At 62.6% G+C, this 26645-nt stretch carries 23 protein-coding genes; 12 read left to right on the forward strand and 11 right to left on the reverse strand.

The genetic code is table 11. The features are described from left to right. Positions 1-6: 6 nt before the first annotated feature. The 4 genes from P7F60_RS26235 to P7F60_RS26250 all read right to left on the reverse strand — a co-directional run bounded on the left by P7F60_RS26235 (position 7) and on the right by P7F60_RS26250 (position 4267). On the reverse strand, positions 7-1029 hold the full coding sequence (locus P7F60_RS26235) for a Fe(3+) ABC transporter substrate-binding protein (protein WP_277920593.1): 1023 nt from the start codon (positions 1027-1029) through the stop codon (positions 7-9). A 170-nt stretch (positions 1030-1199) separates the two neighbouring features. After that, positions 1200-1892, reverse strand: a complete 693-nt coding sequence (locus tag P7F60_RS26240) for a response regulator transcription factor (protein ID WP_277920594.1) — start codon at positions 1890-1892, stop codon at positions 1200-1202. Further along, positions 1889-3286 carry a sensor histidine kinase gene (locus tag P7F60_RS26245; RefSeq protein ID WP_277920595.1) on the reverse strand — a complete coding sequence of 466 codons (1398 nt, stop codon included), beginning with the start codon at positions 3284-3286 and terminating at the stop codon, positions 1889-1891. The genes P7F60_RS26240 and P7F60_RS26245 overlap by 4 nt, the downstream gene beginning before the upstream one ends. 456 nt (positions 3287-3742) lie before the next feature. Further along, the gene (locus P7F60_RS26250) at positions 3743-4267 is read right to left on the reverse strand and encodes a hypothetical protein (protein ID WP_277920596.1); all 525 of its coding nucleotides are present in this window, start codon (positions 4265-4267) and stop codon (positions 3743-3745) included. Between the two features lie 163 nt (positions 4268-4430). On the opposite strand from P7F60_RS26250, the gene P7F60_RS26255 reads away from it, so the two are divergent. Genes P7F60_RS26255 through P7F60_RS26265 form a run of 3 tightly spaced genes read left to right on the forward strand, consistent with a single transcriptional unit; the run spans position 4431 to position 6555 of the window. Beyond that, positions 4431-4922: a hypothetical protein gene (locus tag P7F60_RS26255; RefSeq protein ID WP_277920597.1), complete on the forward strand. Its 492-nt coding sequence runs from the start codon at positions 4431-4433 to the stop codon at positions 4920-4922. Positions 4923-4954: 32 nt separating this feature from the next. Beyond that, positions 4955-5416: a hypothetical protein gene (locus P7F60_RS26260; protein ID WP_277920598.1), complete on the forward strand. Its 462-nt coding sequence runs from the start codon at positions 4955-4957 to the stop codon at positions 5414-5416. Further along, positions 5413-6555 (forward strand): LLM class flavin-dependent oxidoreductase, encoded by a 1143-nt coding sequence (locus P7F60_RS26265; RefSeq protein ID WP_277920599.1) that lies wholly within the window; start codon positions 5413-5415, stop codon positions 6553-6555. Before P7F60_RS26260 ends, P7F60_RS26265 begins: the two co-directional genes overlap by 4 nt. A gap of 246 nt (positions 6556-6801) precedes the next feature. On the opposite strand, the gene P7F60_RS26270 is transcribed toward P7F60_RS26265, so the two are convergent. The 3 genes from P7F60_RS26270 to P7F60_RS26280 form a co-directional block, all read right to left on the reverse strand. Then, the gene (locus P7F60_RS26270; protein WP_277920600.1) at positions 6802-8592 is read right to left on the reverse strand and encodes an ABC transporter ATP-binding protein; all 1791 of its coding nucleotides are present in this window, start codon (positions 8590-8592) and stop codon (positions 6802-6804) included. A gap of 96 nt (positions 8593-8688) precedes the next feature. Further along, positions 8689-11829, reverse strand: a complete 3141-nt coding sequence (locus P7F60_RS26275; RefSeq protein ID WP_277920601.1) for a multidrug efflux RND transporter permease subunit — start codon at positions 11827-11829, stop codon at positions 8689-8691. 15 nt (positions 11830-11844) lie between these two features. Next, on the reverse strand, positions 11845-12993 hold the full coding sequence (locus P7F60_RS26280; RefSeq protein WP_277920602.1) for an efflux RND transporter periplasmic adaptor subunit: 1149 nt from the start codon (positions 12991-12993) through the stop codon (positions 11845-11847). A gap of 482 nt (positions 12994-13475) precedes the next feature. Here P7F60_RS26280 and P7F60_RS26285 point away from each other — a divergent pair, with 482 nt between their 5' ends. Then, on the forward strand, positions 13476-13727 hold the full coding sequence (locus P7F60_RS26285; RefSeq protein ID WP_277920603.1) for a DUF1344 domain-containing protein: 252 nt from the start codon (positions 13476-13478) through the stop codon (positions 13725-13727). Positions 13728-13905: 178 nt separating this feature from the next. Here P7F60_RS26285 and P7F60_RS26290 read toward each other — a convergent pair whose 3' ends face one another. Further along, positions 13906-14625, reverse strand: coding sequence for a GntR family transcriptional regulator (locus P7F60_RS26290; RefSeq protein ID WP_277920604.1), 720 nt, complete (start codon positions 14623-14625; stop codon positions 13906-13908). A gap of 340 nt (positions 14626-14965) precedes the next feature. Here P7F60_RS26290 and P7F60_RS26295 point away from each other — a divergent pair, with 340 nt between their 5' ends. From P7F60_RS26295 to P7F60_RS26305, 3 genes are all read left to right on the forward strand, one after another. Further along, positions 14966-15919 (forward strand): LysR substrate-binding domain-containing protein, encoded by a 954-nt coding sequence (locus P7F60_RS26295; RefSeq protein WP_277920605.1) that lies wholly within the window; start codon positions 14966-14968, stop codon positions 15917-15919. A 66-nt stretch (positions 15920-15985) separates the two neighbouring features. Further along, on the forward strand, positions 15986-17149 hold the full coding sequence (locus P7F60_RS26300; RefSeq protein ID WP_277920606.1) for an adenosylhomocysteinase: 1164 nt from the start codon (positions 15986-15988) through the stop codon (positions 17147-17149). 10 nt (positions 17150-17159) lie between these two features. Beyond that, on the forward strand, positions 17160-18146 hold the full coding sequence (locus P7F60_RS26305; protein WP_277920607.1) for a Gfo/Idh/MocA family oxidoreductase: 987 nt from the start codon (positions 17160-17162) through the stop codon (positions 18144-18146). An 85-nt stretch (positions 18147-18231) separates the two neighbouring features. Here P7F60_RS26305 and P7F60_RS26310 read toward each other — a convergent pair whose 3' ends face one another. Together P7F60_RS26310 and P7F60_RS26315 are read right to left on the reverse strand one after the other, a co-directional pair. Continuing rightward, positions 18232-19152: a dimethylarginine dimethylaminohydrolase family protein gene (locus P7F60_RS26310; RefSeq protein WP_277920608.1), complete on the reverse strand. Its 921-nt coding sequence runs from the start codon at positions 19150-19152 to the stop codon at positions 18232-18234. Between the two features lie 10 nt (positions 19153-19162). Continuing rightward, entirely contained in the window at positions 19163-20743 is a 1581-nt protein-coding gene (locus P7F60_RS26315; protein WP_277920609.1) for an amidohydrolase, read from the reverse strand. A gap of 247 nt (positions 20744-20990) precedes the next feature. On the opposite strand from P7F60_RS26315, the gene P7F60_RS26320 reads away from it, so the two are divergent. The 5 genes from P7F60_RS26320 to P7F60_RS26340 all read left to right on the forward strand — a co-directional run bounded on the left by P7F60_RS26320 (position 20991) and on the right by P7F60_RS26340 (position 26067). Beyond that, positions 20991-21881: a LysR substrate-binding domain-containing protein gene (locus tag P7F60_RS26320; protein ID WP_277920610.1), complete on the forward strand. Its 891-nt coding sequence runs from the start codon at positions 20991-20993 to the stop codon at positions 21879-21881. A 173-nt stretch (positions 21882-22054) separates the two neighbouring features. Then, the gene (locus P7F60_RS26325; protein WP_277920611.1) at positions 22055-23128 is read left to right on the forward strand and encodes an ABC transporter ATP-binding protein; all 1074 of its coding nucleotides are present in this window, start codon (positions 22055-22057) and stop codon (positions 23126-23128) included. A 59-nt stretch (positions 23129-23187) separates the two neighbouring features. Then, positions 23188-24303: an ABC transporter substrate-binding protein gene (locus P7F60_RS26330; protein ID WP_277920612.1), complete on the forward strand. Its 1116-nt coding sequence runs from the start codon at positions 23188-23190 to the stop codon at positions 24301-24303. Between the two features lie 121 nt (positions 24304-24424). Further along, a complete protein-coding gene (locus tag P7F60_RS26335; RefSeq protein WP_277920613.1) occupies positions 24425-25249 on the forward strand; it encodes an ABC transporter permease in 825 nt (274 codons plus the stop codon). 11 nt (positions 25250-25260) lie between these two features. Continuing rightward, positions 25261-26067 (forward strand): ABC transporter permease, encoded by an 807-nt coding sequence (locus tag P7F60_RS26340; RefSeq protein ID WP_277920614.1) that lies wholly within the window; start codon positions 25261-25263, stop codon positions 26065-26067. Positions 26068-26070: 3 nt separating this feature from the next. On the opposite strand, the gene P7F60_RS26345 is transcribed toward P7F60_RS26340, so the two are convergent. Next, entirely contained in the window at positions 26071-26535 is a 465-nt protein-coding gene (locus tag P7F60_RS26345) for an Lrp/AsnC family transcriptional regulator (RefSeq protein WP_277920615.1), read from the reverse strand. Between the last annotated feature and the right edge of the window lie 110 nt (positions 26536-26645).

The raw sequence follows: 26645 nt of genomic DNA on the forward strand, positions 1-26645 counted from the left end.
CCGCGTTTAGTTGTCGAAGCCGACCTTGTCTACGAGCTCGCTCGCCTGTTTGCGATGGCTGACGATCTCGGAAAGCGGCTTGTTGTCGATCTTGAGCACGCCGAACGCCGCGATGATCGGATCGGCAGCGACACCCGCCTTGACCGGGTATTCGTAATTGGCTTCGGCATAGATCTTCTGGGCTTCGTCGGAGACGAGATATTCCAGGAACTTCACGGCTTCGGCCTTATTGGGGGAATTCTTGGCGACGGCCGCGCCGCTGATATTCACCTGCGTCCCGCCGTCCTTGAATGTCGGCAGCAGCACCTTGATGGCCTCGGCCCACTTGACCTGCTCCTCGCCGCCCTTGCCGGATTTCATCAAGCCGACATAGTACGAATTGGCGATGCCGATGTCGCAGATGCCGCCGAGGATGTCCTTTGCTACGTCACGGTCGCCGCCGGCTGCCTTGCGCGCCAGGTTGGCCTTCACGCCTGCCAGCCATTTTTCGGTTTCTTCGGCGCCATGGTGCGCGATGTAATCGGCAAAGAGCGCCGTGTTGTAGGGGTGCTGGCCGGAACGGATGCAGACTTTGCCTTTCCATTTCGGATCGGCCAGATCCTCGTAGTTGAAGGACGCGAGATCGAGATCCTTGGCGGCGTAAAGCACGCGGGCACGGTAGGAGAGACCAAACCAATGCCCCTTGCCATCACGCAACTCCGCCGGAACGGCGCCGGTCAAGACCGAGGACTCGATCGGCTGGGTCACGCCCTTGTCGGTGAGATCGACCAGATTGCCGGCGTCGACGGTCATCAGGATATCAGCCGGCGAGCTGGCGCCTTCGGACGCAACCCGCTCGGCAAGGCCGTCCTTCATGAAAACCGTGTTGACCTTGGTGCCGGTCGACTTCGTATAGGCTTCGACAAGCGGTGCGATCAGGGCCGGCTCGCGAGTCGTATAGAGGTTGATTTCGGCGGCCGATGCCAATGTCGGCGCGGCAAAGACCGAAGTGGCAAGAAGAAGCGACTTTACAAGGGCCTTGGCTTTCATAGAGAACTCCCCGGATAAGGGCCAGAAGGGCATAGCGCATCGACTGGCCGGTGTTGCGATACGGATTTCGACGATCTGCCGAAATCCTGCCATCCACACTCCACTTATCGGGATACGGATGAACAGGCTATGCGGACCAAGGTCCGTATTCGGAGCCTGTCTCCATGCCTTCAACGCCGTCCGTTGTCGTGTTGCCACTCGCGCATCAACAGCGCGGCTTCGGTACGATTGCGGACTTCGAGTTTCTTCAGGATGCGCGTCATCACATGCTTGATCGACTTTTCCTGAAGCGAAAGAAATCGTGCGACTTCCTTGTTGCTGTAACCTTCGGCGACGAGTGCCAGAATCTGCTCCTCGCGCGGCGTGAGACGGGGTAGCGACGCTCTGGCCTGCCCGTCTCCCGTCTGGCTGGCGCTCGCCGGCCGGTCGGTCATTTGGGAGAGAACACGCGACGCCAGCCCGGGGGAGACGATCGTATCGCCGCCCGCGACACGCCGGAGAACGCTCACCAGAAATCCCGCATCCACGCCTTTCAGCACATAGCCTTTCGCGCCGGCCTTCAATGCTTCGAACACATCGTTGTCGTCCTCGGAGGCCGTGAGCACCACGATGGACGCGTCGCCGTCGAGATCGCGGATACCCCGGATCGCCGCGTGTCCCCCGCCCGGCATGGACAGGTCAAGCAGGCTGATGTCCGGCCGCGCGCGCTGATAGATGGAGATCGCATCCCCGGCATTCGCCCCCTCTGCGACGATCACGATCCCGCCCTCATCCTCCAAACCGCGGACGACACCCATGCGGAACATCGGGTGGTCGTCGACGATGGCGACGCGCAGCGGTTCCCTTTCTTCCCCGGTCATCATGGCAACGTCATTTTCACGGCCGTTCCACCCGTGGGATTGCTGAGGATTTCCATTCGTCCTCCAAGACTTGCTATGCGCTCCTCCAGGCCGGAAAGGCCAAGGCCCTCGTCATGCCTGCGAGGCGTGAAGCCTATACCATTGTCCTCGACCACGACAACGATCTCCCCTTGTTGCGGCTTCACCGAGACCCTGATCCAGCTCGATCTGGCGTGCCGGGAGGCATTGCTCAGGGTTTCCTGAAGGAAGCGATAGATGCAGATCCTCGCGCCCTGGCTCTTGACGTCGACGTCCGAAATCTCGGCGCCTATTGTCGCGCCCGAGTGGAGTTCGTGCGCCCTGATCGCCCTGAGCGCCACGTCCCGGCCGGACAGGCCGTTCAACTCCGGCAGCCGAAGGTCGCGGCAGATGTTGCGGATCTCGTCTATCGCATCCTGAATCGACAGGCGGATAAGATCCTCGTCGTCCTTTCGCCCCTTGCCTTTGCGTATTGCTTCTAGACGCATGATCGCGAACCCCAGATGTTGCGCGGGGCCGTCATGAAGGTCGGAGGAGATTCGCCGCACATAACGTTCGTTGAGAGCCACGGTTCGTTGCGAGGCCTCATCCACGCGACGCCGCAAGCCGGTATTCACCTCGAGAATCTGGGAAAGCTCGCGAACCTGGCTGTCCAGCATTCTCCTCTGGCGCTCGATCTGCGCGCTTGCCCGGGCGACGATCAGGAAGAGAACCGCCAGCATTCCCATCGTGACGCCACCGACGACCAGCCAGCTATGAAACTGTGAGCGCCGCAGATCGGTGAGGATCTCGCTGGATTGTTCATAGAATTCCGCAACCGCGACCACTTTGCCCGTCTCGGCATCCCGGATCGGGCTGTGAATTTCAAGGAATGGAAGTCCGCTGTTCCGCTCGAAGGCGTGCTCTTCTCCGCGCAATGGATCGAATTCCGCCGTCACGGTTCCGGCCAGGGCGTTGCGTAACGACGCCTGAGGCGGAAAGGTTTTCCCGATCAGTTCGGGATCGGTGCTGAACGCCACCCTGGTATCGATCCAGATCTTGAACGAGAAAATCCGGCTGGCCAGTGGCCCGCTATGGATGGCGGCGTTGAGTTTGTCGCGTGCCGGCGCATCCAGCAAGGTCTGACCGGACAGATCCTGGATGAGCGGGGAAATTATGCTGTCGACAAACAAGGCGGTCGCGTCCGCCCTGTTTTGCAGGATCGCCTCCTCGATGTTTTCCGAAACCCAGAAGCCGATGCTCAACATGCCGACGAGAAGAACGGGCACGGACGCAAGCGCGAACTGCCAAGCATGGGAAAGCCGGCGCCACCACGCAAATTCCGGTATCCAGCTTCCCGTCAATGCCGGTCGATTAAAAGTGATTGGCGATGATTCCACTATCCCCTCCCAACCGATGCCATAACGCCTGAATATCCGACAAGGCCTGTCGGGACCAGCCTGCCCGCCGGATATGCGATGGGAAGAAGTCTTCGCTGCTGGGTAATCCTTATGCGCGAGGGAGCAGTCTGCAGATGCAGGTCTCCGTCCCTAAATGCCTGCCGGGTGTCAGGGAGACTCTACTTCAGCATCTCGATGATCGCGTCGATATCCTTGCAATCCTGTTCAGAGGGCTGGGATCCCGCCCGGGCGCCGATAGCCATCGCGGCGGCATGGGCCGACTTGACCCGGCGATCATTGCCGGAGACTGGTCCTGCATGAGCATGCGTGACGTCAGTTCCGCAACCTCGCCAGTACGGCGATTGAACGCCAATTCGGTGCAAGCCGCCGCCCCTTCCCGGTCGGCCTCCTGCCCTTCGGCGGCGCTGGCGGAACCTCAGTCAGCCTCATGCAGGCTCACGGTCGAAACGGCAAGGTCGCAAGCGGGGCGAACCGCTCTGCCTTGTCTTCACGGTAGATACATTCGAAATTATAGGCTTTGCCGTCGCGTATGGTGAAGACGTAGCGATTGATCGCGACGTTTTTGAACCTTTTCCTGGTGAAGACCATATCGACGGCCGGCTGGCCGAGCATGGTCGTCATGGCCGCCGAATTGAACTTGATCGACGGCAGAACCGCGATAGCCTTCGTGAACTCGTCGACGATGGCCTGGCGGTTCTGTTCGCTGACAGCCGGGATGTCGCCGGGATCGCGCGGCCCAAGGAAGGTGATGAGCACATCGCCGTTTTCCATGCTGGAGGCAGTGACGCCGGTCGCCTCGCCGGTCCCGTCGGCAAACATATGGTTCAATGTGAAGCCGTGCGGATACTGGAAACTGTACGATCCATCGGCCGGTTCAAAGATCCGGGTCTCCTGCGCGAAACTCCCGCCGGGCGTGGAAAGAACGACGGCCAGTAACGCGGTACGAAAGACGAAAGACATGGGACTCCGTTCGGTAAGTAGCCTGCCAGAATGATAACGTTCCTCCCGAGCAGGTCTTCAGGTTTCATTGATGAAGGATCGATGACGAGGCGGGCGTCAGTTCGATGCAATGGTCTCGTTGAGAGACCGGCCGCATGGACGTCCTGCGGTCCTGATTCTTATCATGAAACCGGCTTATATTTCCTGCCACTTCAAGATCAATGGCAAACCATTTTCAGCCATGGATCGAGATCTCGCATACCTTCCCTGCGGGGCGGCTGATATCGCCACGACACGCTGGATGATGGCGCCGTCAGCCATTTCCGGGGCCAAATCGCGGGGCGGAACCGGGATGCATGAGGACCACGCCGCCAATGATGATTCGTCCCGCGTCCGGGTCCCAGGGCCGCGCGATCAGGCTGAGAAGCGCATGGGGCTCGCCCGGCCCGAGATCGATATCCACAGCAGGCACAGCCACGTTGCCGTTAAGCAACGTGCAGGACGATTTCACCCGCGACGTTGCGATTTCTCAAATCCTTATTCGCTGCGTTTGCGGCCTGCCCTTCGCGATGGCCGTTGTCGTCCGGAAGTTGCGAACGGAATGAAACGATTTTTCGCTTTCCAGCACGATTTTGGAACGGCTTTGGCGGACATCGCAGCCCGGGCCGGGCATTAAAGTATTTAGTCTACAGATTTTATGGATTAAAGATGGATCACAGTTTAAAATCCGTGGCGTCCGCGACAGTGGACATCCTCATTGCCTTAAAGACCTTCGGCAGAACGATCGTCACCCCCGATGAGCAGTCCTATCTGATCGCCCGGGAGTTCTTGTCGCCCGACCATCCGACTGCGAGCCACATCGCCTGGGGCCTCGTCCCCGCCACCCTCGAATCCGCCAAGGTTCATCCGATCGACCATGAAAGGCGCTATTTCCGGGTGCCGGATGAACATGTGAGCGCCCCGCCGTCGCAGCGCCGCGTCAATCCCGAACTGCGCTCCCGCAGGCGGCAGGCGCCACGGGGCTGCTGCGGCAGAACACCACGCGGGCGGCTGATCGGCACGAACTCCCTCGGCGACGGACATCCCGGTTCTGCCTTCCGGGCGCTGCGAAGCGGCCCATCGGTGCTCGATCAGGATTACCGTACAACATCGGTGGGAGCTTCGGCATGAGCGGCGGCATCCATCTTCACTGGTATCTGCCGACGAATGGCGACAGCCGCGGCCTGACCGGTTCCGGCAATGACAGCCATGTCGTGCAATTTGCGGGCGGCTATCGTGCGCCGACCCTCTCTTATCTCGCTGAGATCGCCCGCGCCGCCGAGGCGCAGGATTTCCACGCCGTTCTGACGCCGACGGGGACATGGTGCGAGGATGCGTGGATCACCACGGCGGCCCTGTCTCGGGAGACGGAGCGGCTGAAATTTCTCGTCGCCTTTCGGCCGGGGCTGATTTCGCCGACGCTGGTCGCGCATCAGGCGGCAACCTTTCAGCGCATCACCGGCGGCAGGTTGTTGCTTAACGTCGTAACCGGTGGCGACCGCATCGAACAGGCGCGTTTCGGCGATCATCTCGATCACGACAGCCGTTATACCCGCACGCGGGAATTTCTGGCGGTGGTGCGCGGGGTCACCGCCGCCCCGCCGGATAAACCCTTCTCCTTTAAGGGTGGACATTACGACATCCGCGACGCGGCGATTTCGACTGCACAGCATAGCCTGCCGACAATCTTCTTCGGCGGCGCCAGCCCGGCGGCGCAGGAGGTGGCGGCAGAACAGGCCGACGTCTATCTCGTCTGGGGGCGTCCGCCCGAACTGGAAGCACAGACGGTACGCGACCTCACGGCCCGCGCCGAAGCGAAAGGCCGCCGTTTGAAATTCGGCGTGCGGCTGCATGTCATCTCGCGGGATACGGAAGCGGAAGCCTGGACGGTCGCCGACAAGCTTCTTGCGCACCTTTCGCCCGAACGGGTACGCGCCGCGCGCGAGCTGTTGTCTGCATCCGAATCCGTTGGCCAAAGCCAGATGCTGGCGCTGAATGCCGGACGGGACGTTTTGCCGGCCTCGGCCCGCGAACTGGAATTTTATCCGGGCCTCTGGTCCGGCTACGGGCTGGTGCGCGGTGGCGCGGGCACCGCCCTTGTCGGCAGCCACGCGCAGGTGGCCGACCTGATCGAAACTTATCACCGCGCCGGTTTCGACCACTTCATTCTTTCCGGCCAGCCGCATCTGGAGGAGGCCTGGCATTTCGGCGAAGGCGCCGCTGCCCGACTCAAGGCCCGCAACCTTCTCGCGCCCGTTTCCAAGTCATAAACAAGCTTGAACGAAAGGTGTGAGCGCGGCCGTCGCAACGGGATGCGATGCCGCCCCTGCACACGACAATAGCCGGCTTCACGACGGCAATGTGTCAGCCTGAAGCTCGTATGTTTTGACGCGCTCCGATAAATGGGCCACAAACCTGTCGGCGGTCATCCCGCTCGCCTCGGGATTGACGGGGTCATTTTCCGGAAATGGAAAACAGTATCCGCAGGACGGCAGTCAGCCCAAGCCGGTGGCAGTTCAACCCGCCGAACGGACCAGATTTGCATAGACGCCTTTCATGGCAAGCAGTTCGTCATGGCGCCCACGCTCAACCACCCGTCCATCGGTCATGACGATGATCTGGTCCGCATGGCGAACCGTGGACAAACGATGCGCGATGGTGATGGTCGTGCGATCCTTCGCCAGCGTCGCCAGCGCCTCCGACATCGCGCGTTCGGTGGCGGAATCGAGTGCGCTGGTCGCCTCGTCGAGGAGCAGCACGCGGGGATTGCGCAAGACGACGCGCGCCAGGGCCAGCCGTTGCTTCTCGCCGCCGGAGAACCGATATCCGCGTTCTCCGACCAGGGTGTCGTAGCTGTCAGGCAGCGCGCCGATCGTCTCATGTATCTGGGCGATTTTTGCCGCGGCGATCAGATCCGCATCGGTCGCGTCCGGCTTGGCGAAGCGCAGATTGTCGGCGACGCTCGCGTGGAACAGATAGGGCTCCTGCGTGACGACGCCCAGCGTGTCCGTCAGCGATTGAAAGCTGAGGTCACGGATATCCACGCCGTCATAACGGATCGACCCCGCATCGACGTCGTAGAGCCGCGCCAGCAGATAGCCCAGCGTGGTCTTTCCCGAACCGGTCGGGCCGACGATCGCGGTGTGGGAGCCGGCGGGAATATCGATTGAAACATCCTCGATCGTTGGCGCTTGCGCCTTGTCATAGGCGAAGCGGACCGAATTGAGCCGCACGGCCCCGCGAATGTCTGCGGGATCGTGGATGACGGCGTCTGGCCGTTCGCCAATCTCGATCGGGTGGTCGAGATATTCGAAGATGCGTGCGAACAGGGCGCGCGTCGTCCTGAAATGGACGCCCGCCTCGAGTACTTCCTCAAGCGGCCACAGCAATTGTTCCTGCAGCGCGGTCATGGCGACAAGCGTGCCGATGGTGACTGCGCTCACGCCTTGGTTCATCAGAAGGCCGCCGAGCAGCAGGGTCAGGGCCGGCAGGGTTTGCAGCACGATGTCGATCACGCCCCATTGCCACTGGCCCGCCGTGTGCGAACGCACTTCAAGCGCGGCCACGCCCTCGGAAGCGTGGATGAACCGCCGGGTCAGGTGATTGGTGCGGCCCATCGTACGAGCAAGAATGATGCCGGAGATCGAAAGCTGCTCCTGAACCGCCGATGACATGTCGGCGATCCGCTGCTGCTGCTCATATGTGATCTCTTCACGCAGGCGACCTACCCGGTGGCTGACCCAGATAGCGATCGGCAGGACGAGGAAGGAGAACAGCGCCAGCCGCCATTCCAGCGCCAGCATGGCGATCGTCGTCATCATGACCAGGCTGATGTTGCGCGTGAAATCGCCGATGGCATGTGTGACCAGCGCCTGAAGGCCGCCGATATCGCTGGCGATGCGCGACTGAATCTCGCCCGACCGCGCCGTCGTGAAAAACCCGAGCGAGAGAGACTGGAGATGTGCATAAACGCGCACCCTGAGGTCGTGCATGATCGCCTGGCCGACCCTCGAGGTAATCAGCACTTGCAGGACACCGATAAGAGTGCCGAGGCAGGCCAACCCGATCAGCCCACCCGTCATCTGCGCCAGCAGATGGAAGTTGCCGGATGGCAGCGCCTCGTCAATGATCGCCCGTAATAGGAAAGGCGCGGCTATCCCCGCCACCGATGACAGCAGGATAAGGACGAGGACCGCGACAAGCTGCCGGGCATAGGCCTTGAAGAGGCCGAACACACGAGACAGCGATACCTGCGCCGCCAGTTCGTCGTAAGAGAGCTCATCGCTGTTTTCAGTGGCGTCGACCATGTTTATCCTCTGTCCGCCGGTGAAGCCGGCAGGTTGGCAGCCGGATGAAGCAGACATCATCGGCCCGATGCATTGAAGGCGAGAAGGCGCGCTCCATCAGCCTTCTTTCGTTCCCGGTTTGCAGGCGGAAGCGGCGGCGGGATGTGGCGCAGCGATATCGCGGGGGCCGAACAGCCTGGTCACCACGACGTAGAAGACGGGGACGAAGAGCACGGCGAGCACGGTTGCCGAGAGCATTCCGCCAAACACGCCGGTGCCGATCGCATGCTGGGTTTCCGCACTTGCACCACGGGCGACCATCAACGGGATGACGCCGAGTGCGAATGCGAGCGAGGTCATCAGGATTGGTCGCAAGCGAAGCCGCGCCGCCTCGACCACCGCCTCATCCAGGCTTTTCCCTTGAGCCCGCAGGCTTTTTGCGAATTCCACGATCAGGATAGCGTTCTTCGCTGACAATCCGATGATCGTGATCAGGCCGACCTTGAAGAAAACATCGTTTTCCAACCCGCGCAGCAGCACGGCTGCAACAGCGCCGAGAAGGCCGAGCGGCACGACGAGCATGACGGAAAGCGGAACGGACCAGCTTTCGTAAAGCGCGGCAAGAACCAGAAAGACGATCAGTATCGAGATCGCAAGCAGCATCGGGGCTTGCGAGGCTGATTGCTTCTCCTGATAGGACTTCTCCGTCCATTCGACCATGAAGCCTTGCGGCAGTTGCGAGGCGAGTCGCTCCATCTCCGCCATGGCGGCTCCGCTCGATACGCCCGGCGCGGCCTCGCCCGCGATGCGAACGGCGGGATAGCCGTTGTAGCGCATCAGCTGCAACGGGCTGGTCTGCCAGACGGGGGTGACGACTTCCGAAAGCGCCACCATGCCGCCGGCATTGTTGCGGACATACAGCTTCAGCACATCCTCGACCTGCATGCGGTTTGCTGCTTCCGCCTGGACGATCACCTGCTGCAGGCGTCCCGCATGGGGGAAATCGTTGACATAGGTCGAGCCTATGGCCGCCGAGAGCGTGTCACTGATCATGGCGAACGGCACGCCCAGCACTTCCGCTTTCTGCCGGTCGATCTCGAGCGAGACACTCGGCCCCGCCGGCAGGCCATCCGGATAGACTCCGGTGACGAGCGGACTTTTTGCCGCAAGCTGGATCAGTTGTTCCTCCGCCGCTTGAAGAGCGTCCTTGTCGCGATTGGCGCGGTCCTCGAGGCGCAGCGAAAAACCTGCCGTTGTTCCCAGTTCTTCGATGGATGGGGGCTTCAGGCTCATGACGGTGCCTTCAGGCGCCGCAGCCATCGCGGCTGTGGCGGCTGCAATCTCCGCATCCAGGGTCGTTGTCCGCTCCGACCAATCCTTTAAGGTGGTGAACGACATCGCCGTGTTCTGCCCCGAGCCGGAAAAGCCGAATCCCATGATCGACAGGTTGCTGAGGACATCCGGCCGCGACGCGATGTGACGGTCGTAGATGTTCACGATGCTGCGCGTGCGCTCCGCCGTCGCGTCCGCCGGAAGCGAGAAGGACGTCATGAAGCTGCCCTGGTCTTCCTGGGGCACGAAGGCGGACGGCACGCGCATATAGCCATAGGCAAGCGCCGCCAGGATGGCCGCGTAAAGCAAGCTCATCCGTCCGCCCCGGCGCACCAGAACCAAAACCCACCCGGCATAACCCGACGTCAAGCGATCGAAGCCCCGGTTGAACCAGCCGAAAAAGCCTTTGGTCCCGTGGCCGGGATCGACCGGTTTCAGCAGGGTTGCACACAGCGCCGGCGTCAGGCTGAGGGCCAGGAAGGCCGAGAACAGGATCGACACCGCCATCGAGAGCGTGAACTGGCGGTAGATTGCCCCGACGGAACCGCTCGACAGGCCCATGGGAACAAACACCGCCGCAAGCACCAGGGTGATGCCGATGACCGCGCCGGTGATTTCCTTCATGGCCTTCTGCGTGGCCTGCTTCGGCGGCAGGCCTTCGGTGGCCATGATGCGCTCGACGTTTTCGATCACCACGATGGCATCGTCGACAATAATGCCGATTGCCAGCACCATGCCGAACATGGTCAGGACGTTGATCGAAAAGCCCGCCGCCAACATCACCGCGAATGTGCCAAGCAGAGCGATCGGCGCGACGATTGCCGGGATCAGGGTGTAGCGGATCTTCTGGAGGAAGAGCAGCATCACCAGGAAGACGAGCACCATTGCCTCAAGCAGCGTGTGAATGACCTTTTCGATCGAGATCTTCACGAAGGGCGCTGTGTCATAGGAGGTGCTGTATTCCATGCCCTCGGGCATGGCGGTCGCAAGTTCGGCAAGGCGTGCCCGCACCGCGTCGGCGGTTCGCACGGCATTCGCCCCCGGCGTGAGCTGGATCGCGGCGCCGGTGGCCTCCTGTCCGTTGTTGAGGATGGAGAAGCCCAGGCTCTGGGCGCCGAGTTCGATGCGCGCGACATCGCCGAGGAGAAGTTTCGAGCCATCCGGCTCCGACCGCAGGACGATTGCGGCAAACTCTTCAGGTGTTCCCAACTGACCAAGCACCGTCAGAGGCACGCTGACCATCTGGCCAGGCATGGTCGGGGCATCGCCGACGCGGCCGGGAGCGATCTGGACGTTCTGGGACTGGATGGCCTGGACGATTTGCGCCGGGGATAGCGAATAGGAAACGAGCTTCACCGGGTCGATCCAGACGCGCATCGCCTTTTCCGAGCCGAAGGACTGGACACGGCCGACCCCGGGTATGCGCTTGAGTTCTTCCGCGACGTTGCGGCTCATATAGTCCCCGAGCGCCAATGCATCGTATCGGCCGTCCTTCGATCCCAGGGTGACGATCATCAGAAAGCCCGAGGACGCGGATTCGACCGTCAGTCCGGCACGGCGCACGGCTTCGGGAAGGCGCGGCTCGACCGCCTTGAGGCGATTTTGAACATCGACCTGCGCCAATTCCGCGTCGGTGCCCGGCTTGAACGTCGCCGTGATATTGGCGCTTCCGGAAGTGTCGGCGGTCGATTCGAAATACAGCAGGTTCTTCACGCTCGACAGCTCGCGTTCGATCGGGCTGACGATACTGTCATTGATGGTCTGCGGCGTGGCGCCGGTATATGTCGCATAGATGCTGACGGACGGCGGCGCGATGGTCGGAAAGCGCGATACGGGCAATTGCGGGATGGCGATCACGCCCGCGAGCACGATGAAGATAGCGATCACCCAGGCAAAGATCGGGCGCTCGATGAAGAATTGCGGCATGTTCGACAGGCTCCCTCAGCGCTTTGCGGACGCGGTGGAGGCGACGAATGCCGCCGCCTCTACCGGACTGCCGTCCTGAACACGGTCCTGGCCGCGGACGACGACCGTCTCGCCAGCCTTGAGGCCGGATGTGATGATGGTACGGCCGTCGATCGTTTCGCCAATCACGACCGCACGCCGGGTGGCAGTCTTGTCGGCTGCCACGATGACAAGCTGCGGGCGTCCAAATGAATCGCGCACCACGGCTTCCTGCGGAACCAGCAGCGCGCCCTCGCGCACCCCGCGCGGCAGGCGCGCGCGCACGAACATGCCCGGCAGCAGCAACCCATCGGGATTGTCGACTTCCACGCGCACCGAGACGTTGCCAGTGCCGGGATCGACGCCGATTTCGGAGAAAAGCGCCTTGCCCGTGACGGGATATCGCTTGCCGCTCGCGCCCAGAATATCCACCGGAATCCTGGAAGGCGCGTGAAGCTGCCCCGATGCCTCGGCCTCGCGTATCACGTCGAGTTGGGAAGCGGGCTGCCGCACATCGACATAGACCTTGTCGATCTGCTGGATGGTCGCCAGTGCGATCGCGCCCGACGCGGATACCAATGCGCCTTCGCTGACCATGGCCTGTCCGATCCGCCCCGGGATGGGCGCGCGGACGGTGGCGAAATCGAGATCGAGGCGGCGACGCTGCAAGGTGGCGCGGGCTTCCGCGACATTGGCCTTGCCCTGGGCAAGATCGGCGACCGCTTCTTCGAACGCATCCCGGCTGATGGTCTTGGTTTCCACGAGTTGCCGGGCGCGATCGAACTTGGCTTGCGCGCGGATAAGCGCCGCTTCGGTTCGTTGCAACGCCGCCGCCGCGCTATCGGCATCAGCCTTCAAGGGAGCGGCGTTGATCTGGAACAGTTTCTGTCCCGCCTGGACCTCGGAACCTTGCTCGAACAATCTTTTTTCGATGATGCCGCCGACCTGCGGACGGATTTCCGCCGTCCGATAAGCGGCCACCCGGCCGGGCAGTTCGTCGACGATGGTCACCGTTTCCGGCTTGACGGAGACGACCGCCACCAGCGGCGACGCAATCGCCTGGGGCTCCTCCTTGTCCGGGGAGGCGCTCTCGTTGCAGCCGGCGATAACCAGCCCCATCACTAAGCAGATCAGTCTTGCGTTCATATTAAAAAAACGGGCCATGCTGTTTCCAAGCGTATTTGGCGCGTCGCGACGCGCTTTACGGATTTCCAGGGAATGCCGTAACGCAATGGGAACTTGGTGGAGCTTTTGTGGAGAATGGATGGAGGTTGCGGCGGGAACGCGACGCGGGCTCGTCACTCTCGCAAGACGTTTTTCACGATATCGACGACAGTTGCGTTTGTTCTCAGCGGCGAGGTGAGCCTAAATTGCCGAGACTCCTGGCGCATTTCCGCTTTTATCAGAATCGCGAGAACGCCATCCCTGTTTACGAATTTCCAGACTGAAAAACGCTACGTATTTCCTGGAAGTGCTCGATCCCGCGCGGAACCGGCTGCCTGATGCCCAAACATATGCCGTCCGCTGCCGGAGTTCGCGATCTCTGTGCCGAACCTGCACCAAATCTCATGGAAGCAATATTACCAATTTCCGGCGGGGATTTCAGTAAATGTCACAAGGAGACAGAAATGCGCACGTTCTTCGTCGTCACTGCCATGGCAGCAACCTTGATGGCCGGCGCCGCCTCGGCCGCCACCGTTTCTGCACAGATCAAATCGATCGATGTGAAAGGGCGAACGGTCACAATGGCCGACGGAGAAACTTATCAGCTCGGGCCGAATATCAAGGCCGATAAACTGAAATCGGGAGAAAAGATATCCGTCAGCTATGACAAGGCCGGCGCAAAATCCATAATCACCAAGGTCGAACCGGCAAAGTAAGGCGAGACAGAAAGGGCGGACGGAGAGCCGGACCGCCCTTTCCCGGAAATCTCGTCGGATATTCTCCGAGAGTTTCTCCGATATTCGGATCAATCCCTGCTGAACCGCAACTTGCCCAGGCATTCATGGCCATGGAAAAGCAAGATTCTCGATGGGGTCGTGGCTGCTGTGCGGGAAGCTATCCTTTATCGGCGCGGGCGGCGTAATCCGCCAGCACCGAGCGCACGTCGCATTCCTTCTTCACACCGAGTTGGGCGCGCGAGGCGACCTCTTCGACGTGATGCTCCATCAGATCAGCGGCGCGGTCGATATCGCCGGCGATTAGAGCCTCAACGATCTCGCGATGCTCACGCGCGCCGCAATCGGCCGAATGCGGCCGGCCGTACATGGCCATGACCAGCGAGCAGCGCGAGACGATTTCGTTGATATAGCGCTGCAGCAGGGCATTGCCGCAAAGCGCTGCGAGATGCAGGTGGAATTCGCCTGCCAGCCGGATTGCTTCCGCATCGCTGCGGCCTTCCAGCGCGGCCTCCCTGGCGACCATCTCCCGCAGGTTTTCAGCGGTCTCGGCATCGATGCGGCCGGCCAGTTCCTTGATCATGGCGCGCTCCAGCGCGGCGCGGATGACGAAGATGCCCCGCCCCTCGTCAAGCGACGGGTTGGCGACGAAGGCGCCGCGGTTCGGCTTCAATTCCACCAGACCCTCGACGGCCAGTCGGCCCAGCGCCTCGCGTGCGATCGTGCGCGAGGAGCCGAAAGCCTCGCCGATCGCATCTTCCGGCAGGCGCACGCCGGGTCCCAGTTGCTGGTCGAGGATCGCCAGGCGCAGCAGGTGGTGGACCCGCTCGGTCCGGGTCAGGGGCCGCTCCTCGGCAATAGCCTTCTTGTCGCGTGTCATGGATGTCGTTTTCCGCTCGTCATGGATGCCAGAGCCCGTCGCGAAAACGGGGAGATGGCCTATTCTGATAACCCGATCCCGTCACAACGCAAGGGGTCGCGTAAGCACGCCTCCAGGTGTGCGCGGCCGCACAGGGAGCGTCGCGATTGCCTTTTCGAGATGAAGGGCGGGATAATTGCGAGCACGTCCCCCCTTGAAAAGCGTCACGATGCCTTAGCCGATGGATGCGGCGCAAAATGGTCTGGCAATGACATTCGATAAAGTCTGATGCAAAATCGCTTTTCGCCGCTTGGGCGGCATGCAAAAGGCAAGGTGAAAGCCTTTGTGAAGGAGATGCCACATGGCGATGAAGGACGCATCGCCCTTGCCGGCGGGCCGGGCACGTTCGGCGGCCTCGCTGCCGCTCAATGCGCTGCGCGTTTTCGATGCCGTGGCGCGACGCGGCAGCCTTCGCGCCGCCGCCGAGGAACTGCGCGTCGTGCCCGGCGCCGTGCGCCAGCAGATGGCAAGCCTCGAGGACAATCTCGGCGTTGCCCTGCTGGCCCGTGATGGCGGGCGGGTGGCGCTCACCGATTCCGGGCGGCGATTTGCCGATGCGGTCGCTGTTGCACTGGACATCCTTACCCGCGCGGCGGACGAAATCGCCGATGCGGGGCGGCGTCAGCGCGTCCGGCTCGGTGCGCCGATGCCGCTGGCCGCCAACTGGTTGATGCCGCGCCTGCCGCAACTGATGGCCGACCTGCCGGCGCTGGAGATCGACATCGTGCCCGTCGATGTGGCCTTGACGCTGGCAGACCGGCCCGATCTCGACGCGCTGATCGCCGGCGGCGAATACCGGCCGCTGCCTGACATCGCCGCCTTCGGTTTCATGGCGGATGAGTTCGGCCTGGTCGGCACGCCTGCGGAGGCGGAGAAATTGCAGCTGGCAGCGCGAGCCGGCAAGGTCGCGGCGACCACCGCCATCATCGCCCGCGATGTCGCCTATTTGCTCGACGACTGGTTTCGTGAAAGCGGCACCCTGCCCTTGCGGTTCCACAAGCGTTTCGAGGCCGAGACGCTGGACCTGGCCATTGCCGCCGCCAAGGCAGGGCTCGGCATCGTCGCCGCTCCCCGCGCCTCGATCGAGCGCGAACTGGCCGGAGGCGCGCTTGTCGCGCCGCTTGGGTTCGTCGCCCGTCCGGTGGGCTACCGCCTGTGCTGCCGCAGCATGGATGCCGAGGGCAAGGCGATCGCCGCGCTGCGGACATGGCTGGCGCGAGAGGGCGCAGGAAATCTGCCCGCAGGCGCAGAATAATGTCCCTGTCACGCCCCGCGCGAAACGGTCTATCTGGCATCGACCATGAGGCCGGAGGCAAGAACCATGCAGCAGGAACAGCAATTTTCGCGCATAGACTGGGTGGCGTCGGGCTGCCGCCTGCTGAAGAACATTGCGGCGGAGTTTGCCGAGACGCGGCCCTTTGCCGGCCTGACCATCGGCACCGCCATCCATCTGGAGCCGAAAACCGCTGCCCTGCTCATGACCTTGAAGGCTGGCGGCGCGCGTCTCGTCGCGACCGGCAATCTCAACAGCACCCAGCCGGCGACGGCCGCTTTCCTGACCGAAAACGGCATCGCCATCATTGGCGAACAGACGCGCGACGCCGGCGCCCATCACGGCTTCATCGATGCGTTGCTCGACGAAAAGCCCGACCTGCTGCTCGACAATGGCGGCGATCTCTTCGCCCGTTTCCTCGAACGTCCCTATGACAATCTGATCGGCGGCACGGAGGAAACCACGTCCGGCCGCACACGGTTGACGCCGCTGCGTGGTGAGTTGGCGCGGCCGGTGCTGGTCATCAACGACAGCCCGATCAAGCAATTTGCGGAAAACCGCCATGGCGTCGGCCAGAGCCTGTTCGAAAGCTTTTTGCGGTTCACCAATCGCTCCACCAACGGCAAGCGCGTGCTCGTCCTTGGCTATGGCGCCTGCGGCAAGGGAACGGCAGCCTGCTTTCGCCACGGATACAGCGCCGTCAGCGTCGTCGATATCGATCCGGTAACCACGCTGGAGGCCCATCTCGACGGGTTTTCGACGCCGCATCGTAACGATGCGCTGCGCGCTGCCGATGTGATCGTCACCGTCACCGGTTATCCCGGCATCGTCACCGCCGCCGACCTGCCATTGCTGAAAGACGGCGTCATCCTGATGAATGGCGGCCATTTTCCGCATGAGATCGACCGCGACGGGCTGCTGGCCGATCCCGCCGTCGTCTCCCTGGCGGTCTCGCCGGAAGACGTGATCGAGACATTGTCTCTCTCGGACGGGCGCCGCATCCATCTGCTGGCAGCCGGCCACATGGCCAATCTCGCCGGCCCGCGCCCGCTCGGCAACAGCATCGAGGCGATGGATCTCGGCTTCGCGATGCAGGCGCGCTGCCTGGAGCGGGTGGCGGGTCGGACGCTTGGGCGCGAATCCTGCCTCATCCCGGTGCCGGCAGACATCGACCGCAGGATCGCCAGCGCCTTCCTCGATCTCAATCGCTGAGGTCCAATCCATGCTACGCTGGGGCATTCTGGGCACGAGTTTTATTTCCGATACCATGGCCGCCGCGATCGCAAAGAGCCCGGTTTCCCGCATCGAGGCGGTCATGGGCCGCGATGCGGCCCGGCTGGCCGCATTCGCCGCCCGACATGGCGCCGCCAGGACCTATCGCGATATCGCGGCGCTGCTGGAAGATGCAGACGTGGATGCGGTCTATATCGGGCTGCCGAACCATATCCACCATGAGGCGGTGATCGCCGCCGCAAAGGCCGGCAAGCCGGTGCTCTGCGAAAAATCGCTGACCACCGGCATGGGCGATGCGCAGGCCCTGGCGAGCGCGGTGGAGGAGAGCGGCATCTTCTTCATGGAAGGGCTGATGTATCTCCATCATCCGCTGATCGCGCGGCTGGGCAGCGTCCTCGCCTCCGGCCGGCTCGGACCCTTACGCGCCGTCACCGGCTTTTATGCCGCCGATATCTGGCGCGTCGCCAATCCGGGCGGGCGCGGCACGCTCTACAATCTCGGCTGCTATCCGGTCTCGTTGCTGCATTTTGTCGTTCAGGCCGCGTGCGGGCCACAGGATTTCGCCTTCCGGCACCTGACGGGCCTCGGCAATATCCAGCCGGAAACCGGAAATCTCGTCGATGCGGCGCTGGCCGTGCGGTTCTCGAACGGCGTTCTCGCCAGCCTGCAATGCAGCGACGGTTATGGCCTGAGCCACGATTTTGCCGTGCATGGGGAAAGAGCGACCCTGAGATTTCGGACCAATCCCTGGCTGCCGGCGGCGGGACGCTCGGTTCTCGACATCCGCGATCATGACGGCACAATCGAGGAGATCGTGGTCGAGGCGGATGGCGATGCCTTCGACTATCAACTGCGCACCGTCGAATCCTGCCTCGCAGCCGGGCTCACACAGCCGTCGCGCCCGGCGCCGCGTCTGTCGGATTCGCTGGAAATTCTGTGGACGCTTGCCGAATGGGAGCGGCTTTGCCTGATGTGACAGGAAGAGGCGAGCCTGCACTCGCCTCTTCCGAAGCATTTCCAACCGAAGCATGACCGCTTCGGCATCGGACAATACTTTAAAGTCAAGCTGCTTCGCGGCGCAGGGCCTGGGCCATGCAATGGATGCCACCGCCGGTCTTGGAAATCTCGCCGGTATCGACGGCGGCGACTTCGAATCCTCGCGCCTTCAGCTTTTCGATCAGCGTCTTGCTGGCGGTCGGGGCGATGATGCGGTCATTGCCGAGCGACATGAAGTTGCAGCCGAGCGCCATCGTGTCCTGGAAGGGCACGTCGACGATTTCGTGGCCCTTGTCCTTCAGCCAGGTGACGATGCCGGGATCGGTGCATTCGAGGCACACGGCGGTCAGCTTCTCGGCGATCGGCACGACCATCAGGTCGATATGCACGTAATACTCGTCGATGAAGGCGAGCTTGGTCTCCCAGCCTTCCCTGTCGAACCAGTCCTGTACCTGGCGAGCGCCCTCTTCTTGCGTGCGGGCGCCGCCGCAGCCGATCAGCACGACGCCGTCCTCGATGACGTTGAAGTCGCCGCCTTCGAAGGTGCCGGCGGTCACCATGTCGTAGATCGGGATGCCAAGCTTCTCATAGGTGCGGATGGCGGCATAGTTTTCGCCGCGACGCCACCACTGCGCCATGGCGGTGATGATCGCGCCATAAGGCGTCATGACCGAGGAGTCGCGCGAATAGACCTGCATGGTCAGTTCCGGCGACGGTTCGTGCCAGTGGATGCGCACGCCGAAATGTTCGTAGGCCGAGACCAGTTCCTTGTGCTGGGCCTGCGCCACCTGGATGTTGCAGGGATTTTCGCGCAGGTGCTTGCGCGACAGCGAGCTGGTCGCCCGATGCATCAGATAGGCCGGCGAACCGAGCAACACGTCGGTCAGCCTGTCGGTTTCGTTGGCGAAACCCCAATTGGCGAGCCGCTGGGTGTTGCCGGAAAGATTGCGGCGCTGCAGGGAGAAAGGTTCGTCGAAGGCGCTCATTGTTTTGTCCTTAGCGTTGGGAAGAAGGGATCCACCAGTCGCGGCCGCGAGCCGTCTCGACATATTCCGGCCAGCGGAAGTGGATGGGCGGGTCGTAATCGCACAGCGGCGCAATCCAGCGCGCACCGCCGATGCCGCCACCGGTGCGCTCGTCGAATTCGGCGCGCGCCGCCTTGCGGGCATCGGCATCCTGCAGGATGCGCAGGCCGGCATGGGCGAGCACCTTGGCGGCCGTCGTCACCATCGGATCGATGGTTTGCGGAATGCCGCCGAGTGCATTCATCACCCAGGCGGGATAGCGGAACCCGGCCGGGCCGGCCAGCGTCGGTCGGGCAATGTAGAAGCGGGCGAGCGGCGCCTGCCAGCTCATATCGGTATAATCGTCCGAGGTCGAATGGGTCTGCGACGGAGGAAGGTCGCGGCGCAGGATCGCCTCCGCCTCGTCCGGGTCCATCAATTGTTCGCACTCGGCCAGGAACGGATTGTCCATCGGCTCCAGCCCGCAATTCTTCTGGATTTCGCGGGCGATGGCGCGCGCTTCCTCCGGCCAGCGCGGATGCCCGATGGTCTGGATCGACTGCCACACGGTTTTCGCCAGCGCCGTGTTCGCAAGACCGGGGCGCGACTTGCACACCCAATGACGCTCGAAACGGCAGCCGGCCATGCGGGCGGCGGCTTCCGCATTGCGGTCGAGCACGGCTGTCACCTGCTCGGCCATCTCGATGGTCGGCATGCGCATCATGTACTGGATCTCTGCAAGGCCGGCCGGCAGGTTGTCGGCGGTCGCCTGGCCCGCGGTCAGGATCGCCTCACTGATCGACCAGCCGCCCTGATGCGGCAGCATGGAATCGCGCAGCGCCTTCGACGACATGTACATCATCATCAGCGCGTCGTTGGCGCCGGGCGCCCGCACGGCCGAATGCGCCTGCGGGATCGGCGCGCCGTCCGAACGTCCCCAGCGTTCCGGCTCGTCGCAGATGAAGCGGTAGATCATCGAATAGGCCGCGCCGCAATGGGTCTCCAGACGCACGGTATTGCACATCGGCAGCATGTAGAACGGGTGGAAGGACAGGATGGCGTCCAGCCCGTCGTAATAGCCCTTGGCGGCATGGATCGGCTTTGAACCGCGCACCTTCTCCGCCGGCTCGCCCGTGAAGCGCAGCGTGCCGGGAATGCCGTGGCGTTCCATCGCCGACTTGATCGCCAGCAATGCGCCGAGCCCGGCGGTGCCGAGGCCGGAATGCGGATCGGTATGGCCACCGGCATGAACGCTGAGGCCGTCGCGCGGCTTCTGCACGGTCGCCGCCGCCTGGCAATTGCCGGGCACGGCATCGTATTCGGCGTAGAGGCCGAGCGAAGGCCCTCCCCCATTGTTCGACCAATGCGCGGCGAAGGCCGTCGGCATTCCGGCGGAACCTTCTTCGACGGAGAAGCCGTTGTCGCGCAGCGTCTTCACATACCATTCGGCCGAGCGGTATTCGCGCCAGGCGGTCTCGCCGAAATCGAAGATGGTCGACGTCCATGCGGAAAGCTCCCGCGCGTGGGTGTCGATATGAGCAATGGCGTGCGCTTGTGCGGCGGTTTCGGTCATGGTCCCTCCGGGGCGGATATGGCCCTGCCCTGATCGGGCGAAACGCGGCGGGTCGCGGATTGCGGCACCCAAACCTTTGATATCGCTTGATGCAGCGGCGTTTCGACGGGCGCTCCGTCTGTTATGCCGCCTTACTAGACCGCAACTTTCCGATTTGAAAAAGTGAAATATTTTCGGAGCGACCGCAAATTTGGTTCACCATCGCGGAGGCTTTGGCTAGGCTCGGGCAATCGCCGGAGAAAATTGCATGACCCGCATACCCTCGACGCAGGCGCTGCGCGCGCTGGAAAGCTTCGCTCGCCACGGCTCGGTCTGGAAAGCCGCCGACGAATTGAACCTGACACGCTCGGCCGTCAGCCATCAATTGCGTCTTCTGGAGCGCGATCTCGGCTTCCAGCTTCTCAATCGCATCGGCACCCGTGTCGAACTGACCGAGCAGGGCATGGGTTATGCGCTGGACGTGCGCCGCGCGCTCTCGACCATCGCCGGCTCGGCGGCGCGCCACAGCACACGCGGCATTGCCGGGCGTGTTCATGTTTCCAGCTCACCGGGTTTCGCCGCGAGCTGGCTTTGCCCGCAGATCGGCCTGTTCCAGGATGCGCATCCGGATGTGCGCCTGTCGATCACCACGCCGGGGCGGCTCGACGACGTGTCGAACCCGGATGTCGACGTGTTCATCGCCTTCGGCAACGGCCATTGGCCTGATATGCTGGTGGAACAGCTCGTCGATGTCGAATTCACGCCGCTGTGCAGCCCCGTGCTCGTCAACAAGGGCGCGGCGATGCTGGAGCCCGCCGATGTGCTGAAGCTGCGGCTGCTGCATCTCGTCGACTATACCGATTGGGAAACCTGGTTTCGCAATGCCGGACTCGATCCGAAACTGGCGCAGACCGGCGTCGTGCTTTCGGACATGAACCTCGTCTATTCGGCCTCGGTCGCGGCGCAAGGCGTGGCGATGGGCGATGAGTTCATCAGCCGGCAGGCGATGGAGATGGGGCATCTCGTGCGCCTGTTCGATGTCGGCATTCGTCCGGCCAGCACCTACTACCTCGTCGTTTCGGAGGGGCGGGCACGCAACGAGGCGGTCGCCGCCTTCTGCACCTGGCTGAAGCACGAGGTTCGGAAAACCGAAGACTGAATTCTCCGGAAAAGCGGCGTGTATTTTCTATTCGGAAAAGAGCAGCCGCATCCAGGGCGCAATATAGCGCCGTCAGCCGGCCTTCGGTGAATCATATTTGTCGACGTCGCGAAAATATTTCGATTGCGCCGCCGGAGCCACGTCTTTACCCTTCCTGAAAAAAGGGAGCAGTGATGGGCAAGGACAGACACGCGGCGGAGCTTGTCGCTCGCGGCATCGGCAAGACCTATGGGGATTTCAAAGCGCTCGACAATGTCGACCTGACCATTGGTCGCGGCGAATTCCTGACCTTGCTCGGCCCATCGGGATCGGGAAAGACCACCTTCCTGATGATTCTGTCCGGCTTCACCGGCGCTAGTTCCGGCACGCTCACCCGCGACGGCGACGACATCACACGCCTGCCGGCCGAAAAGCGCGGCTTCGGCATGGTGTTCCAGGGCTATGCCCTCTTCCCGCACATGACTGTCGAGAAGAACATCGCCTTTCCCCTGCAGGTTCAGGGTCGCAGCCCCAGCGAGATCAAGGCCCGCGTCAACCAGATGATCGACACGGTCGGCCTGCGCGGCCATGAGAAGAAGCATCCCTCCGGCCTGTCCGGCGGCCAGCAGCAGCGCGTGGCGCTGGCCCGCGCCCTTGCCTTCGAACCTTCGGTGCTGCTGCTCGACGAACCTTTCTCGGCGCTCGACAAGAACCTGCGCGGCTCGATGCAGGACGAAATGCGCCGCCTGCACAAGGAGACCGGCACCACCTTCGTTTTCGTTACCCACGATCAGGAAGAGGCTTTGGCGCTGTCGACCCGCATCGCCATCTTCAACCAGGGGCAGCTGCAGCAGGTGGCGAGCCCGCGTGATATCTACGACAAGCCGGCCAACCGTTTCGTTGCTGAATTCCTGGGCGAAATCAATCTGTTGTCGATCGAAAACGCCTCTCAGGAAAGCGATGGCTTCCTTGCGCGCTACGGTGATCAGACGCTCAGACTCGGGCGCGAGGCTGGCGCGAAAAGCGCCACCATCGCCGTCCGCCCCGAATATGTGACGCTCGGCTGCGAACGGGCGAACGCCAGCAATTGCCTGCCGGTGACCATTCGCTCCATGACCTATCTCGGCAAGATCACCCGCATCGAGGCGATAACCGCCAAGGGTGAGCGCGTGGTCGCGGAATTGCCGACCCACACCGTTCCCGCCGCCTTCGCCGAAGGCGCGACCGCCTATGCCGGTTTCGCCGTCGAGCGCGGCTATTTTCTCTAAGCATTTTCGGCCGCGGCGCGCGGCCGGAGCTCCAAGAACCATAAACAGAGGTGAACAACATGAGTGACACGTTCGAAAAGCAATGCCTTGAAATTTTGTCCGACAAGATGACGCGCGGCGAGATCTCGCGCCGCCGTTTCACCCAGATCGCCGCCCTCCTGCTGGCCGGCGCGCCGCTGGCGCTGAAGGCCAAGGGCGCGATGGCCGCCGCCAACGAACTCGTCTTCGTCAACTGGGGCGGCGACGCCGGCAAGGCCTATGATGCGGCCTATGGCCAGGCCTTCCAGAAGGAAACCGGCATCGCGGTGAAGCAGGACGGCTCGGGCCCGACCGAAGGCGCCATCGAGGCCCAGGTGAAAAGCGGCAAGCCGAGCTGGGATCTCGTCGATGCCGATCCCTTCTCCGCCGAAGCACTCGGCAAGAAGGGCCTGATGGAGCCGATCGATTACAAGATCGTCGACAAGAGCAAGATGCGCCCCGGCTTCGGCTGGGAATATGCCGCCTCCAGCTATTTCTTCTCCTATATCATCGCCTATGATTCCTCGAAGTTCGGCGACAAGGTGCCGACCGGCATGGCCGACTTCTTCGATGTCGAGAAATTCCCCGGCAAGCGCTCGCTCTACAAGTGGGGCGTCGGCATGTGGGAAGCCGCGCTGCTCGCCGACGGCGTTGCCCCGGACAAGCTTTATCCGCTCGACCTCGACCGCGCCCACAAGAAGATCGCCGCGTTCAAGGACAACGTCGTCTCCTATTGGGGCGGCGGTTCGGAAAGCCAGTCGGTGCTGCTCAACGGCGAAGCCTCCATGGCTCTGATCTGGTCGACCCGCGCCAGCCTGATCGAGCAGGATTCCGGCGACCAGATCAAGTTCGTCTGGGACCAGGGCCTGATCTCGCCCGGCGCCATGGCGGTGCTGAAGGGCAATCCAGGCGGCAAGGACAATGCGATGAAGTTCATCGCTTCCGCGCAGGATCCGCAAAAGCAGCTCGTCATGTTCGACATGCTCGGCCAGGGCCCGGCCAACCCGGCGGCGGATGCGCTGGTTCCGGCCGACAAAAAGCGCCTCAATCCGGTCGATCCGGAAAACATGAAGAAGCAGATCGCGCTCGACATGGCCTGGTATGAGACCAATTACGGCGCCGCCCTCGACGCCTATACCAAGCTCATCTCGGCCTGATCGCCAGACCGTTTCCGCACGGTTTCCTCCCACGTCAGGGGGAGGAAACGGGGCCGGCGCCGTTCCTCCGAGCGGAGCCGGCCCCGCCAGAACATGAAGTCATGACCTTCGAGGGAGCGCGATGTCCAAGGCCTTCAGACCCGTTTTGCTTATCGGGCCGCTGATGCTCTTTCTGGCGGCGGCCTATGTCGTGCCATTCCTCGGCGTCATGCAGTGGAGCTTCACGTTGCCGGAGCCGGGCGTGCAGAATTACGTCAACGCGGCGACCGATCCGCTGGTCGTCTCCGTTTTCCTGCGCACCTTCCGCATCTGCCTGATCGTCACAGCGCTTTCGGTCGCGGGCGCCTATCTCATCACCTATCTGTGGATTCGCGGATCGGCGCCGGTGCGGCTGTTTGCCGAGCTGTGCATCCTCATTCCCTTCTGGATTTCAGTGCTGACCCGCGCCTTCGGCTGGGTGGCGCTGCTGTCCAATCGCGGCGTCATCAACACATGGCTGATGCAGGCCGGCATCATCACCGAGCCGCTGACGCTGGTGCGCAACGAATTCGGCGTCGTGCTCGGCATGGTGCATTTCCTCATTCCGTTCGCCGTCTTCCCGATTGCCTCCTCGATGCGCAACATCGACGAACGCGTGCTGCTGGCTGCGCGCGGCATGGGGGCGACGCCCGCCCGCACCTTCTGGCAGATCTATCTGCCGATGACCATGCCGGGCGTGCTGGGAGCCGCGACCCTCACCTTCGTCTTCTCGCTCGGCTTCTTCATCACGCCGGCGATCCTCGGCGGTGGCCGCTCGGTCATGGCGGCGGAACTGATTTATCTTCGAATTTTCCAGTCGCCGGACTGGGGCCTGGGCGCGGCGATCAGCGTCGTCATGATGGTCATCGTCGGCCTGCTGCTGGCGCTGCTGATGCGCTTCGCCCGGCCGGGCGCCATGCTGAAGTGAGGGGGGACACCATGTATAAGCCCGGAGCGCTGGCCATTATCCTCGGCGCCTTCATCGCCATCTTCCTGCTGATGCCTCTGCTGGCGGTCATCCCGGTCTCCTTCACGCCGGCCCGCTTCCTGTCGATGCCGAACGGCAACTGGTCGCTCAGGCATTACGAAACGCTGGTCAACGATCCCGCCTGGTGGCAGGCGGCCTGGCTCAGCATCCGCATCGCGGTGCTTAGTTCCTTCATCGCCACGGCCCTGTCGCTGGCCTTCGCGCTCGGTATCTGGATGTTCCGGCCGGTCTTCGCCAGCGTGCTCATCGGCTTTGTGCTGGCGCCAATGGTCGCGCCGCCGGTGGTCTCGGCCATCACGCTGTATTTCTTCCTGACCTCGCTGTCGAAGCTCAACGACTGGATCGGCTACGACACCGTGCTCGGCGTGGCGCTCGCCCATGCCGTGATGATCGCGCCCTATGCGGTGGTGCTGGTGCTGGTGTCGCTGTCGCAGGTGGATCGCCGCATCGATCTGGCGGCGCGCGGTTTCGGCGCCGGCATCGGCACGCGCATCTTCCGCGTCATCCTGCCGAACATCCGCTTCGGGGTGATGACCGCCGCCTTCCTCGCCTTCGTGCTCTCCTGGGAAGAAATCGGCGTGACGCTGTTCATCACCTCGGTCAATGCGGTGACGCTGCCGCGCATGATGTGGATGGGCCTGCGCGACAATATCGACCCGGCAATTGCCGCAATCTCCGTGCTGCTGATCGTGCTCGTCATGGCCGTCATCCTGAGCAAAACGGTGATTTCGGCACTGCGCAAAAAGACTGCGGCCTGATCCTCAGACCGGCAGTCCTTCAAAGTTCTTCAACGTGTCCAGAACGATGGCCGTCTTTACATGCTGCACGGATTCGTGCGGCAGCAGCACGTCGTTGACGAAGCGCGACAACCCGGTCAACCCGCGCGTCGCCACCTTCAGGTGATAGTCCATCTCGCCGGTCAGCGCATAGGCCTCCAGCACCTCCGGCAATCCGTTGATGAGCTGCGAGAAGCGCTGCGCATTGTCGCGGTTATGGGTGGCGAGCGTTACCGAGATCACCACCAGCATGTCGAGGCCGAGTTTTTCACGATCCAGATTGGCTTGGTAGCCGCGAATATAACCTTCCGCCTCCAGCCGCATGCGCCGCCGTGAGCATTGCGACGGCGAGAGCGCGATGCGGTCGCCGAGTTCGTTGTTGGTCAGCCGTCCGTCCTTCTGCAGCTCCTGCAGCAGTCGCCGGTCGAAACTGTCGAGCGGTTCATTCACTGCATGATTTCCTACAAACGCGCATGATCCATGCAATAATTTAGCCATACCTCTCCAGAATGCAAGCACATTGCGGCGAAACGGCGCAATACTGTGTGCTTCAAACGCAT

Source organism: Rhizobium sp. YJ-22 (assembly GCF_029601685.1).
Taxonomy (GTDB): Bacteria; Pseudomonadota; Alphaproteobacteria; order Rhizobiales; family Rhizobiaceae; genus Metarhizobium.

Coding starts and splice junctions, on each gene's coding strand:
- P7F60_RS26235 (WP_277920593.1), bottom strand. CDS start 1,029: ATGAAAGCCAAGGCCCTTGTAAAGTCGCTTCTTCTTGCCACTTCGGTC.
- P7F60_RS26240 (WP_277920594.1), bottom strand. CDS start 1,892: ATGATGACCGGGGAAGAAAGGGAACCGCTGCGCGTCGCCATCGTCGAC.
- P7F60_RS26250 (WP_277920596.1), bottom strand. CDS start 4,267: ATGTCTTTCGTCTTTCGTACCGCGTTACTGGCCGTCGTTCTTTCCACG.
- P7F60_RS26255 (WP_277920597.1), top strand. CDS start 4,431: ATGAAACCGGCTTATATTTCCTGCCACTTCAAGATCAATGGCAAACCA.
- P7F60_RS26260 (WP_277920598.1), top strand. CDS start 4,955: ATGGATCACAGTTTAAAATCCGTGGCGTCCGCGACAGTGGACATCCTC.
- P7F60_RS26265 (WP_277920599.1), top strand. CDS start 5,413: ATGAGCGGCGGCATCCATCTTCACTGGTATCTGCCGACGAATGGCGAC.
- P7F60_RS26270 (WP_277920600.1), bottom strand. CDS start 8,592: ATGGTCGACGCCACTGAAAACAGCGATGAGCTCTCTTACGACGAACTG.
- P7F60_RS26275 (WP_277920601.1), bottom strand. CDS start 11,829: ATGCCGCAATTCTTCATCGAGCGCCCGATCTTTGCCTGGGTGATCGCT.
- P7F60_RS26280 (WP_277920602.1), bottom strand. CDS start 12,993: ATGAACGCAAGACTGATCTGCTTAGTGATGGGGCTGGTTATCGCCGGC.
- P7F60_RS26285 (WP_277920603.1), top strand. CDS start 13,476: ATGCGCACGTTCTTCGTCGTCACTGCCATGGCAGCAACCTTGATGGCC.
- P7F60_RS26290 (WP_277920604.1), bottom strand. CDS start 14,625: ATGACACGCGACAAGAAGGCTATTGCCGAGGAGCGGCCCCTGACCCGG.
- P7F60_RS26295 (WP_277920605.1), top strand. CDS start 14,966: ATGGCGATGAAGGACGCATCGCCCTTGCCGGCGGGCCGGGCACGTTCG.
- P7F60_RS26300 (WP_277920606.1), top strand. CDS start 15,986: ATGCAGCAGGAACAGCAATTTTCGCGCATAGACTGGGTGGCGTCGGGC.
- P7F60_RS26305 (WP_277920607.1), top strand. CDS start 17,160: ATGCTACGCTGGGGCATTCTGGGCACGAGTTTTATTTCCGATACCATG.
- P7F60_RS26310 (WP_277920608.1), bottom strand. CDS start 19,152: ATGAGCGCCTTCGACGAACCTTTCTCCCTGCAGCGCCGCAATCTTTCC.
- P7F60_RS26315 (WP_277920609.1), bottom strand. CDS start 20,743: ATGACCGAAACCGCCGCACAAGCGCACGCCATTGCTCATATCGACACC.
- P7F60_RS26320 (WP_277920610.1), top strand. CDS start 20,991: ATGACCCGCATACCCTCGACGCAGGCGCTGCGCGCGCTGGAAAGCTTC.
- P7F60_RS26325 (WP_277920611.1), top strand. CDS start 22,055: ATGGGCAAGGACAGACACGCGGCGGAGCTTGTCGCTCGCGGCATCGGC.
- P7F60_RS26330 (WP_277920612.1), top strand. CDS start 23,188: ATGAGTGACACGTTCGAAAAGCAATGCCTTGAAATTTTGTCCGACAAG.
- P7F60_RS26335 (WP_277920613.1), top strand. CDS start 24,425: ATGTCCAAGGCCTTCAGACCCGTTTTGCTTATCGGGCCGCTGATGCTC.
- P7F60_RS26340 (WP_277920614.1), top strand. CDS start 25,261: ATGTATAAGCCCGGAGCGCTGGCCATTATCCTCGGCGCCTTCATCGCC.